Consider the following 17,091-nt stretch of genomic DNA (forward strand, 5'->3'; position numbering starts at 1 on the left):
GCGTCTGGAAAAGCGAACCCTGCTCACTGTAAACTGCCCGCAATCATGGCAACAGGCATCACCGCAGGAGACTGGCATGCCAAAAACCGATAACAACTCACTTCTCAGCCAAATTGACACTATCGCCAGGGGCTTGAGCGAGACCTTCTCTCCGTTTTGCGAAGTGGTGGTTCACGATCTCAAAAATCCTGAACATGCCATTTTATCCATCCATAATAACCTGTCCGGGCGAGAACCCGGCCAACCGGCAACAGAACTGGGTCTGGCTCGAATCGCATCGCCTGAATTTCCCAGCATTATTGCCAACTACAGCAACCAGTTTGCCGATGGCCGCCCGGTGAAAAGTACCTCTATCGGCATCAAGGATGACGAAGGCAAATACGTAGCAGCACTCTGTCTGAACGTGGATATGACGCTGTTTCGTGGCATGCAGAGTGCCCTTGCGCGTTTTACTGAAACCGCTGACTCCCCCATTAAGGAACATATCGATCCCGGCAGTAACGAAGTCATCCGCCAGCGTATCGATGACTTTGCCGCTAAATGCGCAACGACGGCCCGCGCCCTGAAACCTGAAGACCGTAAACGACTGATTCAACAATTACGCAAAGACGGTTTGCTGAACGTACGAAAATCTATGGACACTGTGGCGCAACATCTGGGCGTCTCCAGAGCGACCGCGTATCTGTATGCCCGCCAGTCGGCTCAGGCTGGCGAATAAACCCGGTTATGCGGCGCTCAGCAAGGTATATCCGCCTGGCTCAGGCAGCAAGCCAGCGCGGCATATTCCCCCAATCGCGGTGCATACAGCCATTGATAAGTTCATTAAGTTGCTGACGATCCCGTAGTTGATTTTGCATATTTTGAATTCCTGATAATTGACTATTTTTGAACGTCTGCTACGCCTGTGTAATCTAATCCCGGGAATAGGCAAAAGTTCGATTTATTCAACAAGGTTACCCGCCGATAAAACAACGATTCCCTGTCGCTGCACATAAAAATAAACCTTTATGATCGTGTGATTTTTTAACAACCACAGAGTGAGTGTTTTTTGTACAGGCACAACAAAAATCACCGTCCGTTAATAACAGACTTCGCCTGATTTAATAAATATTCATAACCATTAAGCATGGCAACCCATTGATTTAAATGAATTAAAATACAAATAACTTCACATCATCAATAATAGACAGGCGGAATATATAAATAGCGTGATATCTAAATTATAATTCTTTTACATCCGGCTGATTGGTGAGGTTAGAATGCGGTTAATAGTCATGTTGGTAAGCGTTGTGCTCTCCACCCAGCTTTGGGCGGGTGAACTTTCCAGGCCCACCGGTAAAGTTCTCTTAACGTTATCCGGTAATATTGAAAATACAAATGAAGACGGGAAAGCGGTTTTTGATACCGCCAGTCTTGAGAAGCTGGGCATGGTAAGTTTTCAGACCACCTCCCCCTGGTATAATGGACGTACGACCTTTACGGGTATTCCACTACAAAAACTCATGGATTATGTTGGAGCGAGCGGCTCCGTTGTAAAGGTTACTGCGCTTAATGACTACACCACCGTTATCCCTCTCAGTGATTTCAAAAAATACAATGCCATCCTTGCTTTAAAAATCAACGGAAAATATATGCGCATCCGTGATAAAGGCCCATTATTCATTGTGTACCCCTATGACAGCATGCCGGAACTAAATAATCAGATTTATTATTCAAGGTCTGCATGGCAGGTCAGTAGCATGGATATTGAGTAAGCGTTCAGAGGAACATCATGAACAGAATACTGGCTGGCATCATCTTTTTTCTTTTTATATCGACCGGATATATCTCTTTCCTCGTGCATGAACGGCAACAAGAGCTACAGAAACTGACTCACTACACCGATTCCTGGTCTGCCGCTCAGTTGGTATCTCAATATTACCGATTTGAATCGTTGCTTGGTCTTTACACTATCGATGATACGATGAATCTTGATGATGTACGCATGCGTCTCGACATTATGCTCAGCCAGAGTGATTTGATAAAAGAAGGTGATTTGGGGCGCTACATAGAAAGCAACATTGCCCACCGTGAGCTAGCGGTAACACTTGAAAATACCCTTAGTTATCTGGATGATAATCTCGAGAAAATGAACCGTCCAGCACTCCAGGCGTATCTAAAAAAAATGCATACCCTGGATGCACAACTTGGCCGTCTTTCATCCGGCGCATTAAACAAAGATGTTAACTCGATTAATAACGCCAACCAAAACATTCAAACGCTGTACTATATTTACTCAACGACATCTGTACTGCTAATAATACTGAGTGCGATTCTGGGCGTACTCATTTTTTATCAAAACAGAAATATTCTGCGAGCGCACCTTCAGGTCAAGAGTCTTGCCGAAGAACTGCAGAAATCGAAGGAAAAGCTACAAATTCAGAATGCCAAACTGGAATATGACGTCTACCATGACTCGCTCACCGAGATGAATAACCGCCAGCTATTCTGGAGCGATTTAAATAAAACAATCGAAATGGCAGAGAAAAATAACGATGCTGTGACTGTGATGTTGTTTGATTTAGATCGATTCAAAGAGGTCAATGATACGTATGGTCATGATGCCGGTGATATGTTACTGCGCCAGATATCCGATCGTCTGATTTCGACAAGCCTTACGTCGGATACGCTGTATCGCTTAGGCGGGGATGAGTTTGCGTTTCTCTCAAGTGGCCTGACAGAAAGTCGGGCCGTTTCGCGAGCCCAGAAAATATGTGAGTTTATCAGCCAGCCCTACACCATTTACAACACAATTATCAACATAACCACCTGTGTTGGCATTGTTATCTCAGAAAATGAGCGTCGCTCTGACTATCTTTATAAATTTGCCGATCTGGCCCTTTATGAAGCCAAAAATGAAGGCTCTGGCAAGATAAAAGTCTTCCGGCAACGAATGTTAGAAAAATTGCAGGAAAGCAGAACGCTTGAGCATGATATGGCATTAGCAATAGTGAACAAAGAGTTCGTGGTGTATTACCAGCCTATTGTCGATTCTTTCAGTCAGAAAATATACAGCTATGAGGCGCTTATTCGTTGGATCCATCCTCTCAAGGGCCTCCTGTCGCCGGATAGCTTTATTCCTGTTGCTGAAAAAACAGGGATGATTAATGAGATGGGGAAAGCGGTGCTGGAAATTGCCTGCAGGGAAGCCGCGGGTTGGGCGGTTCCGGCTAAAATTTCAGTCAATGTCTCCCCTGTCCAGCTAAGCAGCAAGGCCTTTGCAGGAATCGTGTTAACCATTCTGAAAGAAACTGGACTTCCACCTGACCGCCTCGAACTGGAAGTGACTGAATCCTCTCTCTTTACCGAGAGTGCTACGCCGATAAATACGCTTAATAAGCTCCGGGCCCTGGGGGTAAAAATCTCCATCGATGATTTTGGTACCGGATACTCTTCTCTTTCGCGCCTCAGCAGACTGGCCTTCGATAAAATCAAAATAGACAAGTCCTTTGTGCATTCGATATCTACGCAGGAAGACGCCCTGACTATCATCAAACTGATCACGGGCATGGCGAAATCTCTCAATATGAAAGCTGTTGCAGAAGGTGTTGAAACGCAGGAGCAACTGACAAGACTTCAGGCTCTGGGCTGCGATTTCGCGCAAGGATATCTGTTTGGCAAACCTCAGCCTTGTATCGATGAGGAAATCAGAAACGGTTAAATCGCGGTCGGCACATTTGCCCGTGGGTGCGGGCCGCATTTTCTCATCGATTACACACCGTGAAAATTATCCCTGCTTAAACGCATCAGAAAACGGCAGGGATAACCTTCCCGAACAACGGATATTTCTGCCCCAGATTTACTCGCCATCAGGCTAATTAATCATTAACCGTAGGGCTAAATCCTTCGGATAAGGATCAAAATAGTTCTGGGTAAGTAAATAGCTGTCTGGGTATTCAGCAAGGTAGTGCTTGAGCAGAGTCAGTGGCGCCAATATTGGCAGCAGTCCGCCGCTATAGTTGAGGATAACGTCACGCAACTCTCCGCGCTGGCGGGTGTTCAACCGATCGCGGAAGTAGCCCTGAATATGCATCAGTACGTTGGTATGATTTTTCCGTGAGGCGGGCGTTTTGAGGATCGCCATTAGCTTTTCGCGATATACCACGAAAAAAGCATCCAAATCATCCCACTGATGGAGCGAGGCCACGAAAGGGCCAATATCCCGGTAACCCGCCTGGTGATGAGCCAAAAGCTGGAGCTTATAGCGACTGTGGAAGTTGAGTAAACCGTGGCGAGTAAGACCAGAGGCTCGCAGCATATTAAGCTCATGTAACGCAAACACTCGCTCAACAAAATTCTCCCTCAGCACCGGATCGTGCAAGCGGCCATCTTCTTCGACCGGCAACCATGGGTAGGTTTCCATTAAGGTGCCGGTAAACAGACCGGTTCCCTCTTTTCGCCCACGATTTCCCTTTTCGTCATACAGCCTCACTCTCTCCATTCCGCAGCTCGGTGATTTAGCACAGACGATAAAACCCGACAGACCGCCAAGCCCATTGATATATGAAGCGGTGAAATCGGACATTTTATCGGTTACATCCTCACCAGGCGCATGGCTAAAACACATGCGGATATTCCCCTGGGCGGTTTGAACCAAACGCAACGCGGGGCGTGGTACAGGCAAACCGATGGACATCTCCGGACAGACAGGTTTAAAAGTCACCCACTGAGCCAGCTCGTCCATCACAAATCCCATCCGTTTATGCCCGCCGTCAAATCGCACGGCTGAGCCGGTTAAACATCCACTAATCCCGATGACAGGTTGAGTGTTCATAACGCCCCCTCTTTTTTTGACGCCCTTTTTCGGGAAGAAAAGTATGACTGTTTCACTAATAAATCATAGCGTACGTTATTTATCTGTCGCAGGCTCCCTACGAAAAACAGGTTAACCAATTTAAGTAAATATGCGCAGCGAAAGTTGGTAATTCCCCTGAACGGTTCTATAGTCGGGACTGCTTCTCATTACAGGGTTCACTAATGCGATTTAACGGACTGACTAAAGGTTTCTTCATTTTCATACTTGCCCTCGTGACCTGGGCGTTCTTCGATGTGTTGTCTCCCTATTTCTCTGCCATTTTGTGGGCCGCAATCTTAACCACCATCTTTAACCCGGTGAAAAACAGACTGCGTAGCGCGCTTGGCGAACGTAACGGGCTGGCGTCACTGCTCACCATCGGCATCATCTGTCTGATTGTTTTTATCCCACTGATGGTGATCTTCTCCTCGTTGGCTATTGAGCTGAACGTGGTGTATGCCAAATTACAACAAAACGACACTCAGTTCCCGGAAGTGGTCACCGCCATTATTTCGTATCTTCCTGACTGGGCCAGAGGATTCCTCGCAGAACATAATCTGGATAACGTCGCGCAGATCCAGAAAAAACTGTCCGACGTTGTACTGCAGGGTGGACAGTACCTCGCCGGCAGCGCGTTCCTGATTGGTAAAGGGACATTCGGCTTTGCTATTAGCTTTGGCATCATGCTGTATCTGCTGTTTTTCTTACTGAAGGACGGGCCGTACCTGGTGCGCCAGATTCTGGACTCATTACCGCTTTCTGATTTTGCCAAACAGCACCTGTTTGCCAAATTCGTCGGCGTGACGCGGGCAACGGTCAAGGGTACAGCGGTCGTGGCGTTGGTTCAGGGTATTCTTGGCGGCATCGCGTTTGCAATTGTCGACATCGACGGCAGCGTCCTGTGGGGCGCGCTGATGGCGTTTCTCTCCCTCGTGCCCGCGGTCGGCTCAGCGATCGTCTGGGTACCTGCGGCAATCTTCCTCTTCGCCACGCACCAGCTGTGGCAAGGGCTGTTTATCGTTGGCTTCTTCGTGATTATCGTCGGGCTGGTGGACAATATCCTGCGCCCGCTACTGGTGGGTAAAGACACCAAAATGCCGGATTATCTGATTCTGATTTCCACTCTCGGCGGAATGGAGATCTACGGCATTAACGGCTTTGTGATTGGCCCCCTGATTGCCGCACTGTTCATTACCTGCTGGAACCTGTTTTCCGGGCGCGATCATGAAGGTAACGTGGAAGGAATCGACGAAGCCTTTATGGAAGAAGGAAAAAATCCTCCAGATTTATGATGGCAGGACGATAACAGAAGGCGGTCCTGAGACCGCCTTTTTTATTTTCACGCAAAATCATACGTTTCCTATAATTTCAATCATGCTTATTCATTAATCGTCGCAGAAGGAACTAATCAGTGCGAATTGCCACAATCACCAACTGGGCCTACAGCGCGACGGTGTGTCTGACCATTGCCTCCGGCGTTGTCATGTTGATGGCCTCCAGCGCCGATAACACCGAACGCCAGGTGGTGGAGCAACGTTATCAATTCGATCAACTGACCGAAGAAGTCGAGCTCGATGCCTGGTCGCTGTCAGATCTGGCACGCGAATATGTTATTGCAAAAGACCCGGAAGCGCTTAACGCCTACCGCCAGAAAGAAGCGTCGCTGAAAGCCGTTGAACAGCGGCTGTCGAAACTAAAAGATATTGGGGCGACGGATGAAGAGCTGGCGCTATTGCATGAAGGGCTGCAGATTGTTGATGCCCTGCAGGATGAGCAAGCTGCGGCGCTTGCCAGCGTCGCGCGCGGAGAAGAGTCGCAGGCCATCGCCCTGCTGTATGGCAAATCCTATGAACAGGAACTGGAGCGAGCCCAGGACCGGATAGATCATTTCCGTCAGTTACTCGACAGCCGCGTACGCAACACCATTGAAGATGCCACTCAGACATCGCGCACGCTACGTACGGCTTCGGAAGTGATGGTCGGGCTGACGGCGCTGTTATTTTTGTTCGTTCTCGGTTTTATTTTAAAACGCCGCGTACTGCGTCCCGTGGTGCGTTTGAGCGATGTGGTTAACCGTCTGGCGTCGCAGGATTACGCCGTTGAGACACCCAGCTTTAATCAGATCGATGAAATCGGCGATATGGCACAGGCGATCCGCATTTTTCGCGAGAACGGTCTGGCACGTCAGCGACTGGAGAAAGAACGAGACGCCGACTGGGCAATCCGCGAGCTGCTCGCACGTATGACTCAACGTTTGCAAGGCTGCGAGAATTTTGCCGATGTCATTAATGTGGCAGAGCTGTTTGCGCCGAATGTTGCTCCCGGTATTGCCGGGCGGCTTTACATACTGGATCGAGAGCCCTGGCAAATGCGCTGCGTTGCGCAATGGCTTTCACCGCAGGGCAAAGCGGATGCTTTCCACCCGGACGAATGCTGGGCAGTGCGCCGCGGTCAGAGCCATCCTCCCGTGCAAGGCGAACCCGATATCGCCTGCTACCATCTACCGGAATCATGCCAGCAGCATACCCTGTGCGTGCCACTGATTGCCCAGGGTGAAGCCATCGGCCTGCTCTCATTCCAGAACCTCAGCAATGATTCTGCTCCCTCTCGCGCGTATCTGGAACTGATGGCGGAAGCACTCGGTCTGGCGTTAGCCAACCAGCGCCTGCGTGATGCGCTGCTGGAGAAAGCGCTCTACGACCCGCTAACCGGCCTGCGCAACCGTCATCATCTGGAAGATACGCTGCGCACCCAGATGAGCCAGGCAGTGCGTAACAAAGAGCCGATCAGTTGCCTGATGATCGATATCGACCATTTCAAAAATATTAACGACCGCTTTGGCCATGAGGCGGGCGATAGCGTGATAAAAAGTATCGCCACCACTATTCAGCGCGTTGTCCATGACAACGGCATGGCCTTCCGCTACGGCGGTGAAGAGTTTCTGGTGTTGCTGGCCAATACGGATGAGCAGGCCGCCAACCGCTTTGCGACAGATATTTATAATGGTGTACGCGAACTGTCGCTGCGCTTTGGACTCTCAGAGATTGGTCACGTTGATGTCTCTATCGGCGTTGCCAGCTATCCGCAGCACGCCCAGAGCGACAATCTTCTGCGCGCCGCAGACGTGGCGCTGTATCGCGCGAAAGAGTTAGGCCGTTCGCGCATCGTGAGCTTTGGCATGCTGGAAGCGAGCTAAGATACGTCAGTACGCCGTGCATTGCTTTACCTCTGCGCCAGGCGGTGATATGTTGACTGGATGAACACAAAACACGATATCACCGCGTTTAATCACAACCTGTGGTGGCTGCCTTCTTAAAGGCGGTCAGAATGTGTTTTCCCCATTTTAAATAACCGCCGAAAGGCGGTTATTTGCATTTAAAGACCCCTTTCGGTTTTTTGATTAAGGAGTCTTACATGAACAACAAAACTATCATCCTCACTGGCGATCGTCCCACTGGCCCGCTGCATCTCGGCCACTATGTTGGCTCTCTGCGCCAGCGCGCCACGCTGCAACATGATTATCAGCAGTTTATATTGGTTGCTGACCTGCAAGGGCTAACCGATAACGGCAGCACACCACAAAAGATCCGCAACAATATTCCCGAAGTGCTGGCTGATTACCTCGCCGCAGGAATCGACCCGTCACTCACCACCATTTGTCTGCAGTCGGCCCTGCCCGCCCTCGCTGAGCTGACCGTGCTTTATATGAACATTGTTACCGTGGCTCGCGTGGAGCGAAATCCTACGGTCAAAAACGAGATTGCGCAGAAAGGATTTGCCCGCTCGTTACCGGTTGGCTTTCTGGTTTATCCCATCAGCCAGGCGGCAGATATTACCGCCTTCAAAGCCGAGGTGGTTCCCGTCGGCGACGATCAGTTGCCCATGATCGAACAGACCAATGAGATCGTGCATAAGATGAATAGTCTGTTACCGACCTCTGTCTTGTCGCATTGTAAAGCGCTACTGAGTGAGACCAGCCGTCTTCCAGGGATCGACGGTAATGCCAAAATGTCAAAATCGCTCGGCAACACTCTACTCCTGTCCGCCAGCGAAGAGGCCATTCATCATGCGGTCAGCGCAATGTACACCGATCCCAATCATCTAAAAGTGTCCGATCCGGGGCAGATTGACGGCAATATGGTATTTACTTACCTCGATGCTTTTCATCCGGATAAAGCGAAAGTGGCGGAGATGAAAGCACATTATCAGCGCGGCGGGCTGGGTGATCGGACATGCAAAAACGAGCTGGAGATGTGCTTGCAGGAGCTTATCGCCCCGATGCGCGAGCGGCGGGCAACCTACATCCAGGATAAAGGTATGCTGATGGCGATGCTCAAAAAAGGAAGCGAAGAGGCGCACGAGGTCACACAGCAGACATTAAAAGAAGTAAAGCAAGGGCTGGGTTTGCCGGTGTTCTGAACTCGAAGCACTACAGGTTCGATAAATAAAGTTAGCTCCCGACGAATGACAATCGCCGGGAGTGTCGCAGCTATGCGTTGACGCGTAAAGATAACCTCTGTCACAGAGGCTAATTAATTCGCTGTTTAATAATCCACTCAAAACGATATGTCGTTTTTTATGCAGTGTTATTTCTATCCTGCACCTTCAATTATTTCAACTAATCATTATGAATTACCCATTACATGTACGGGTTCGAGATCCTCACCTTGCCTGAGATATGATTATTTGTTAAATTAACCGCATTAGCGTTAAATACATTGAGCATTACACAGACGCTATTTATACAATAATGAATGATGGAGTTAAAATGAAGTATGCGTTTGCATTAATGTTGAGTATGGTATTATCAGGTTGTACCGCAAATGATTGGGTGGATGCTGCAAGTGGGATAATGCAGGCAAAAGACCAACACAATAAAGACGCAAGAAACAATCGCATCAAAGAAGCCAACAGGGCTGCAGGCTACTGATATCTAAATGATTAGCACATCCCTCTTCTTGTCTTTATAAACAGAAGAGGAATGGTATTCTAAACAAATTTACTGACTAAATAGCACAATTAAAATTGGTGTATAGCGCATGCACATCCTTGCAGAGAATATAATAACCTAACGCTCAGTCCGCTCCGCGCCAGATGCTGGCTTTGCAAGTCCCCTATCCCTGTTCCTCATGTAAAAATGGCACTAATTGAAAGATGCCAATCCACCTCCTCATGTATATCTATATCCACACATAGTCATAAAGAAAAGGATGGATGAAGATGCTAAGAGGTAAAAGAGCTGTAATTACGGGTGGAGGCGGAGGATTTGGTCAGGCGCTGTGCGTGTGGCTGGCGCGAGAAGGCGTCGAGGTGGATTTTTGCGCGCGGCGTGCTGATGATATTCAAAAAACTTGCAGTATCATCGCGGCTGAAGGCGGGATTGCAAAAGGATATATCTGTGATTTAACCCAGCCTGAATCCCTTTCGCAGTTTTCTTCACAGTTGTTAACTTCAGACAAGCCCATCGACATTTTAATCCTCAATGCCGCCCAGTGGCTGTCAGGAACGTTAGACGATCAACCAGACGCAGAAATTATCAATACCGTCAGTTCAGGCCTGACAGGTGCGATTTTACTGACTCATGCATTGTTGCCTAGGTTAAGACGTTCAGAAAGCGCGGATGTCGTCTCAATAATATCTTCATGTGGGATTCCGAATTTTACGGATTCAATTGCGCATCCCGCTTTTTTTGCCAGCAAACACGGGCTTAGCGGATTCACATCTAAACTGTCACACCAGTTGTCCGAAGAAAATATACGTGTGACCGGATTGTATCCACCGGATTTCGAACTTACAGGGTTAGATACGTTTGTCGATAGTCAATCCAGAATGGGGGAACGTTTATTAAATGGACGCTCAGTCTGGGAAACAATTCGTTTTGTGCTCGCTCAACCGCGTAGTTGCCATATAGGTAGTATCTACTTTCAAGGTCCAACTCGCGAGAAACTGAGTTCCAGGGGCTGGCGTTGCTAACTCCCCCAAGATAATAATCATTGGAGATCTTCTCAAGTACAGAGCGTTTAACTGTTTTGTTAAAGCCTGAACAATAGTACTTTTCCCGCTTTCTGGCAGGAAGCTGAAAATGATTAGAATAGTTTGGCTATGAAATGATGAAATCCAAAAGTAATAAAACACATTAGCCCCTGACTTGAGGGATTTTGCGCCTCTATTACCACAAGCGATATGACAAGCGTCGAAAAGTATTACTGCCAGTCTTACTCGTGGCAGTCCTTGGGTCTGTCAGCGTAGCCGTTCCATGCCAAAATCGGTCATAGCTGACCTGGTGGGAGCGAACTTGCAAAATGAAACATTTAAAAAAATATAGAAGTCTAACCCGTCAAACAATCAGATTGATGCTCAAAAGGATCTCAAGCAGATCCTTATGATTTTTCTGATCGTTATGTCCTACCACTCACCATACGGATAGGTTTTACCTTTGATGAAATCACGCATAAAGGGATCGTAGCCGTTAGCCTCGATGTAACTGAAATCAATTTTGTTAGGAACATTTTTGCATATCAACATGTTATTCCCCGTCAGGGTAAATTGCCGTGCAGGATGCTGGAGCACAACAGGATCGCCGTTATCTGGGCATTGAAGTCGATGATGCGTTAGAGATCTCTGAATCGATTGAAGTCTAAGGTTGTCAGGGCTGCAACAGCAGCTCTGTGGCAATGGCAGACTGGCAACGAACGAATCAGAGAGCAGATGCCGTTCTTACTACAAAACAGTGGTCAAATTTCTTGACCAATCCCAGGAAAGAAATCTTCAGCTACTCTATTAAATTGCATTAGTCAATCCTGAAACTGAAAGCCTGCATCGATAATAGATCCATATAGAGTATTTACCAGCCCAAAAGTCCTAACGGCACAATATGGTTGTGGAATACCTCAGTGGGATGAAACAAAGGAAACAAAGCAATTCAATACCCGGCTAACCTCACGATTTTTAAGCCATATCATCATAGTATTGACATTACCAATGTGAGGAGTAATAGAGTGGCACCGTATGGGGAAGCTCGTTTCATACTGTTTGACGACGCTCTCAGGCAATAATGCAATGCCCATTCCGGCACTTACGCAACCAAGTATTGCCTGAAAAGAACCAAACTCCAGCGGGTCGTCATAATCGACATTTTGTAGCCGTAACCATTGCCCAAGCCGGGAACGATAATTACATCCTTTCACAAAGACGAGCGGCCTTGTCACCTCCAGATCGGCTCCCGTCACGACATCACCATGCTCTGCGGCCGTAACCAGAACCAGGGTTTCCTGACACAGCACCTGCGTTTGTAGCCTTGAATTGTCTACGTGCAACGCCTTGTGGTCAGCGACGAAGGCAATTTCAAGTTCACTATTCTGGATCTGACGAACTAACACATCTGTCGGTGACGTTTTTAAGTTTAATTCTACGGAGGGCATTTCACGGTGGAAGTTTGCCAGCAAAGCAGGAAGTCGGACGGCGGCAGTGGTTTCCATTGCGCCAATGCGCAGAGGGCCAGCCGCTTTCGTTCCCTGCATAGACAACTCGGCTTCGTCTAAAAGCGCGAGGATTTTGTTAGCGTAACGCAGAAGCAGTTCACCTTCAGGGGTGATGTGAAGACGATTCTTCTCGCGAACAAACAACGAAACATCCAGGCTGGACTCCAGTTGCTTGAGCCGCGTCGTGACGTTTGAAGAAACGCAGTGCAGATTACGGGCTGCTGCGGTGATAGAGCCGGTTTCCGCGACGGTTTTAAACAAATTTAATGAGGTACTGTTCATCGTGTCTGTCACTCAAAGTGAAGGTTTCCGTCATTTTTATTAACTTTTTATTATCATTTCTTTATGTAACATAACAATCAAATCTGATTGACATATTGAGCCTGAAAAATGGATCTTGATCACAATGTTATTGGCCATCGCCAGTTGAGCACGGCTGTCTTCGGTATGATTGTTTTAACGCTGGGGATGGGAATTGGTCGGTTTTTATATACTCCGATGCTGCCGGTCATGTTGCATGAAGGCATTTTTAATTTTTCGCAATTATCGTTAATCGCAAGCGCGAATTACGCCGGATACCTGGTTGGCAGCCTCCTGTTCTCGTTTGGTATTTTTGGTGGCCTGAAGAATATCAAAACGATGTTAATTTGTGCTGCATTAGTCACCGGCCTGCTTATTTTTGCGATGGCAGTAGTCACGCACCCTGATATAGTAATTGTTATTCGATTTTTCGCCGGTGTTGCCAGCGCAGGCATGATGATATTCGGGTCGATGCTTATGCTACAGCATACCCATAATCCGTTTGTCATTGCTTCTTTGTTTGCTGGCGTCGGGGTGGGTATTTTTATAGGCAATGAATATGTTATAGCCGGTATCGCATATGCATTAAATTCAAAGCTACTATGGATCGGCGCGTCAATCATTTCAGCTGTACTCTTCATCGCGCTGATTATATTGCTGCCTGCAAATAAACACGTTCTACCTCCTCAGAAAAAAGCTTCGTCATCCGAGCCGAACATCCAGTGGTGGAATTTAGCATTGTTATATGGACTGGCAGGCTTCGGTTATATCATTGTAGCTACTTATCTCCCTTTAATGGCCCGGGGAGTGGGTAATGAATTTCTGGCCAACCATATCTGGTCTATTGTTGGCCTTGCCGTTATCCCAGGATGCTATGGTTGGTTATGGGCTGCACGCAAGTGGAGCATATTGTCCTGCCTGAGTGTTAACTTAATTGTGCAGGCGAGCTGCGTTGTGATGGCCTCGTTTATCCATTCCCCGCTTTTATTGACCTTGAGTTGTATTGGCTTTGGTGCAACTTTCATGGGAACCAGTTCTCTCGTTATGCCACTCGCGAAAAAGATTTCTGCACCACAGAAAATTAATCTTCTGGGTCTGGTGACGTTAACATATGGCATTGGGCAAATTGCCGGGCCATTAATCGTGAGTGCGTTTCAGAACAATAAAAACGGGATGACTATTTCAATATTATCTGGCGCTTGTGCGTTATTTATCGCAGCAGGGATTAGCTATGTTCAACACAGCAAAGTTAAATACTCTCAAAGTTGGAGCAAAGAATGAAAAAGACAACCGTTGCTATTATAGGAATGGGGCCTCGGGGGCTTAGTATTCTGGAAAGGATTTGTGCTCAGCATGCACAACGTAAACAGAATGAACATATTAATATTGTTATCGTTGATAAAAATGCGATGGGTGTAGGTGCGCACAGTTTATCGCAGCCCGACCATTTATTGGTTAACACCGTTGCTTGCCAGATAACATTATTTGGTGATGCGACGGTAAAAAATGCCGGATCTTTCCGTTCAGGGCCATGTTTTCATCAGTGGGCTAATGAGCAGGGCTATAAAAATGTTGATGGCCGTTATTTAAAAGACGTGGCTGGCAAACCAATTGACGCCAACGATTATTTACCTCGTCGATTATTAGGTGAATACTTAAATTGGTTTTATCACGAAATTATCAAAAGTTTGCCTGACAATATCTCGGTTACACAGATAAATCAGCAGGCCAACAACATTCTGATTCAGGACGATGCGAAGTCTATTATTGTCTTGGAAGACAGTCAGCGTGTGGTGGCCGATTACGTCTATTTAACCACTGGTCACAGCGACAACGCCAAAACGTTTGACGATCATCTTGTTGAACGATTTATTGCCAATAATTATAAGAAAAATGAACGCCTGGACTACTATTCGACTCCTTATCCAATAAATAATTTGAATAAAATAACAGCGGAATCAAATGTGATTGTTCAGGGTATTGGTCTGACTGCCTATGATGTCATTTCGCAACTCACTATCGGCAGGGGTGGAAAATTTAGCCGGGAAGATGGTGAGCTTCGCTATCATCCTTCCGGAAAAGAACCGGGTATTTTTATCTATTCCACGTAAGGCTCTACCTTTTAGCAGTCGCGGCGCGAATCAAAAAGGCGTTTCTGGGCAGTACTCCCCACGCTTCTTAACGGCAATGGCTATCAGAGAATTGCGGTTGAAAAATGTGTTTGAGAAAGGATCTTCAAAAATCGATTTTCTTGAACAAGTTTTCCCCTTACTGCATAAAGAAATGTGTTATGCCTATCGTTCAACCCTAAATGGGCAGTGGTTAGATGCTGGCTCTTATGAACCGAGCGCTGAAGACATCGCGGTAATTGACAGTGTGCTTTATCCACATCAATCGCAGGAACATCTGAGTTTAAAGGATTATACTCAATGGTTTATGTATTTCCTGCGTAAAGATCTCCAGGAGTCTGAGGAGGGCAATGTCCATGGCCCGATCAAAGCGGCGACAGACATTATTCGTGATGTCAGGGATATTTTACGAGAAGCGATTGATAATTCAGGGCTTGAATCGCGGTCACATCAGTATTTCCTTGAGCATTTTAATCCCATTTTTAACCGCATTGCCGTTGGCCCGCCGAAGTTAAGAAATGAACAACTATTAGCATTAATGGAAGCGAATGTGGTGAGTCTGGCCGGTGGTAAAGATTCAAGGTTAGTATTGAACGACTGCGAAGGAAAATTCGAAGTTCACTCACCTTTTAAAGAAGAGAGTACTGAGATTCAGGCTGATGTTTTAATCAAGGCGAAAATTGCCAGTTTTTCGCCACTACATGACGCTTCACCGTTAATCAGAAATATGACAGCCAATGGTATTGTTCGTCCATTTATGAATGAGGGGTATCACCCGGGTGGGCTGGATATCGATCAATGCCAGCATCCTATTAATCGCATGGGGGAAGCGCAGACGACTTTTTGGGTGCTGGGCAATCCTGCGGAAGGCGCGAATTTTTACACCTACGTCCTGCCACGTCCGCTGGTTAATTCAAGATTCCTGGTTGATGCAGGCCGTTGTGTCGCAGATATGTATCATCAAATGATGGTGCGGCAGGCTCAGCCAGAGGTAGCGATAAATGCAGACTGAGCAAATCCAGGCCCGTGGCAAGGCGTGGCAATCATTGCAACCTGCGTTAGCGATAACATCATTGCTGGTATTTCTGTTCGCTTGTGCGTTGACGGATAAACATGCGGCGATGTCGGCTATTGCGGGAGTTACCGCCGTGCTCTACTTCGCATCGACATTTGCTTTCTGGTCAAAAAAATCATCCGCCAGAAGTGGTGTGATTATTTTTCTCTGCTCGATGATGTTTCTTCTTGCTACAAACAACCTGAAAGGCATTGTGCTCCCTGCAATTTTTTCGCGATATTTTGATGTGATTTTACTGCTTGTTGGTATTGCCTTATTACGACAAGTCATGGCCTCTCTTAATTTTACAGCTGTTCTGGGAGGATATTTTTCGCGTAGAAAAACATCGAACATGACTTTTGGGGTTACGTTATTGACGGCGTTCTTAACATGGCCAATGAGTCTGGGGGCAATATCATTGCTGCTCGATGGCCTCAAGTCAGTTATTGGGCCAAGATTCAACCTGGCAAAGATTATTACGCGCACCGTATGCATTACGATGGTACTGATGCCAACCACCATCGGCGCTGCTGCCGTTTGGGCGGCAATGCCTGACGTACCGCATCTTAAGGCGATGCTGGTGGGTATCCCTCTCTTTTTATTCAGTATCTTGTTCAACCAAAGCGCAAAAGTGACGGTAATCGCTGAAAACGAGACGGTGACACCCAGCCGTGATGGGATGCGGTATATCCTGCTATGTGTAGGTCTGTTCTGGGGAGTATTCATTTTTTCATTAACGGTACTGAATCTTAATTCACTGCAAAGTATTGCCTTTACAGCAGTCGTGCTCTTTGTTGTCGATCATCTGGTTAAAAAGGATAAACCCTGGGCTGAGCAATTAACTGAATCAGCACAGAATATATCCGGTGAGGTATTGTTGCTTTTAAGCTGTAGTGTGTTGACCTCAGTTTGTTGGCTGCTTTTTTCCCATGTACCTGAGGGTATCACTGCTTATGTTGGCGGGCTGACAACGTTGCAGATCTACGCGATTATTTTGTTCATCGTACCGCTTTTTGGTTTATTAGGTATCCATCCACTGATTATCTTTAGTATCGCATGGTCGATATTTTCTGATTATCTTACGGGGGGGATGGTTGATTATCAGATATGGATTTGCTTATTTATTGCAACTCAGCTTATTTCTCCCGTATCGGTCAATGCTATTTTCGCCGCAAACAGTCTGAATGTATCACCCAGTAACACCAGTTTTAAAATGCACTACGGTTATGTTCTATCGTTTAATCTCTTTGCACTTGTTTATCTTGGTGCAATGTCAAAAATCATCTAATAAAA

At 47.0% G+C, this 17,091-nt stretch carries 14 protein-coding genes; 12 read left to right on the top strand and 2 right to left on the bottom strand.

Features of this window, described 5'->3' with window-relative positions; all coding sequences use genetic code 11:
* Positions 1–76 precede the first annotated feature (76 nt).
* From HV037_RS13165 to HV037_RS13175, 3 genes are all read left to right on the top strand, one after another.
* Positions 77–718, top strand: coding sequence for a PAS domain-containing protein (locus HV037_RS13165; protein WP_016152975.1), 642 nt, complete (start codon positions 77–79; stop codon positions 716–718).
* Between the two features lie 541 nt (positions 719–1,259).
* Entirely contained in the window at positions 1,260–1,754 is a 495-nt protein-coding gene (locus HV037_RS13170) for a molybdopterin-dependent oxidoreductase (RefSeq protein WP_016152974.1), read from the top strand.
* Positions 1,755–1,771: 17 nt separating this feature from the next.
* Entirely contained in the window at positions 1,772–3,700 is a 1,929-nt protein-coding gene (locus tag HV037_RS13175; RefSeq protein WP_103283849.1) for a bifunctional diguanylate cyclase/phosphodiesterase, read from the top strand.
* 153 nt (positions 3,701–3,853) lie between these two features.
* Here HV037_RS13175 and HV037_RS13180 read toward each other — a convergent pair whose 3' ends face one another.
* The gene (locus HV037_RS13180) at positions 3,854–4,813 is read right to left on the bottom strand and encodes a DUF523 and DUF1722 domain-containing protein (RefSeq protein WP_103283850.1); all 960 of its coding nucleotides are present in this window, start codon (positions 4,811–4,813) and stop codon (positions 3,854–3,856) included.
* A 203-nt stretch (positions 4,814–5,016) separates the two neighbouring features.
* Here HV037_RS13180 and HV037_RS13185 point away from each other — a divergent pair, with 203 nt between their 5' ends.
* The 5 genes from HV037_RS13185 to HV037_RS13205 all read left to right on the top strand — a co-directional run bounded on the left by HV037_RS13185 (position 5,017) and on the right by HV037_RS13205 (position 10,807).
* Positions 5,017–6,126 carry an AI-2E family transporter gene (locus HV037_RS13185; protein ID WP_016156415.1) on the top strand — a complete coding sequence of 370 codons (1,110 nt, stop codon included), beginning with the start codon at positions 5,017–5,019 and terminating at the stop codon, positions 6,124–6,126.
* Between the two features lie 119 nt (positions 6,127–6,245).
* Positions 6,246–8,030, top strand: coding sequence for a diguanylate cyclase (locus tag HV037_RS13190; protein ID WP_103283851.1), 1,785 nt, complete (start codon positions 6,246–6,248; stop codon positions 8,028–8,030).
* A gap of 218 nt (positions 8,031–8,248) precedes the next feature.
* On the top strand, positions 8,249–9,253 hold the full coding sequence (gene trpS, locus HV037_RS13195; protein ID WP_103283852.1) for a tryptophan--tRNA ligase: 1,005 nt from the start codon (positions 8,249–8,251) through the stop codon (positions 9,251–9,253).
* A 349-nt stretch (positions 9,254–9,602) separates the two neighbouring features.
* Entirely contained in the window at positions 9,603–9,764 is a 162-nt protein-coding gene (locus HV037_RS13200; RefSeq protein ID WP_172976641.1) for a hypothetical protein, read from the top strand.
* A gap of 290 nt (positions 9,765–10,054) precedes the next feature.
* The gene (locus HV037_RS13205; RefSeq protein WP_103284461.1) at positions 10,055–10,807 is read left to right on the top strand and encodes an SDR family oxidoreductase; all 753 of its coding nucleotides are present in this window, start codon (positions 10,055–10,057) and stop codon (positions 10,805–10,807) included.
* Positions 10,808–11,724: 917 nt separating this feature from the next.
* On the opposite strand, the gene HV037_RS13215 is transcribed toward HV037_RS13205, so the two are convergent.
* Positions 11,725–12,597, bottom strand: coding sequence for a LysR family transcriptional regulator (locus tag HV037_RS13215; protein WP_016152964.1), 873 nt, complete (start codon positions 12,595–12,597; stop codon positions 11,725–11,727).
* Positions 12,598–12,705: 108 nt separating this feature from the next.
* Here HV037_RS13215 and HV037_RS13220 point away from each other — a divergent pair, with 108 nt between their 5' ends.
* The 4 genes from HV037_RS13220 to HV037_RS13230 are packed head-to-tail and all read left to right on the top strand — an operon-like array spanning position 12,706 to position 17,086.
* Positions 12,706–13,896: an MFS transporter gene (locus HV037_RS13220; protein WP_046276354.1), complete on the top strand. Its 1,191-nt coding sequence runs from the start codon at positions 12,706–12,708 to the stop codon at positions 13,894–13,896.
* Positions 13,893–14,726, top strand: coding sequence for an FAD/NAD(P)-binding protein (locus HV037_RS24595; RefSeq protein ID WP_233896734.1), 834 nt, complete (start codon positions 13,893–13,895; stop codon positions 14,724–14,726). The genes HV037_RS13220 and HV037_RS24595 overlap by 4 nt, the downstream gene beginning before the upstream one ends.
* Positions 14,665–15,756 carry a hypothetical protein gene (locus HV037_RS24600; RefSeq protein ID WP_233896735.1) on the top strand — a complete coding sequence of 364 codons (1,092 nt, stop codon included), beginning with the start codon at positions 14,665–14,667 and terminating at the stop codon, positions 15,754–15,756. The genes HV037_RS24595 and HV037_RS24600 overlap by 62 nt, the downstream gene beginning before the upstream one ends.
* Positions 15,746–17,086, top strand: coding sequence for a hypothetical protein (locus HV037_RS13230; RefSeq protein ID WP_103283853.1), 1,341 nt, complete (start codon positions 15,746–15,748; stop codon positions 17,084–17,086). Before HV037_RS24600 ends, HV037_RS13230 begins: the two co-directional genes overlap by 11 nt.
* Positions 17,087–17,091: the final 5 nt, after the last annotated feature.

The sequence above is a fragment of the Citrobacter sp. RHBSTW-00017 genome (assembly GCF_013797615.1).
Lineage (GTDB): Bacteria > Pseudomonadota > Gammaproteobacteria > Enterobacterales > Enterobacteriaceae > Citrobacter > Citrobacter braakii.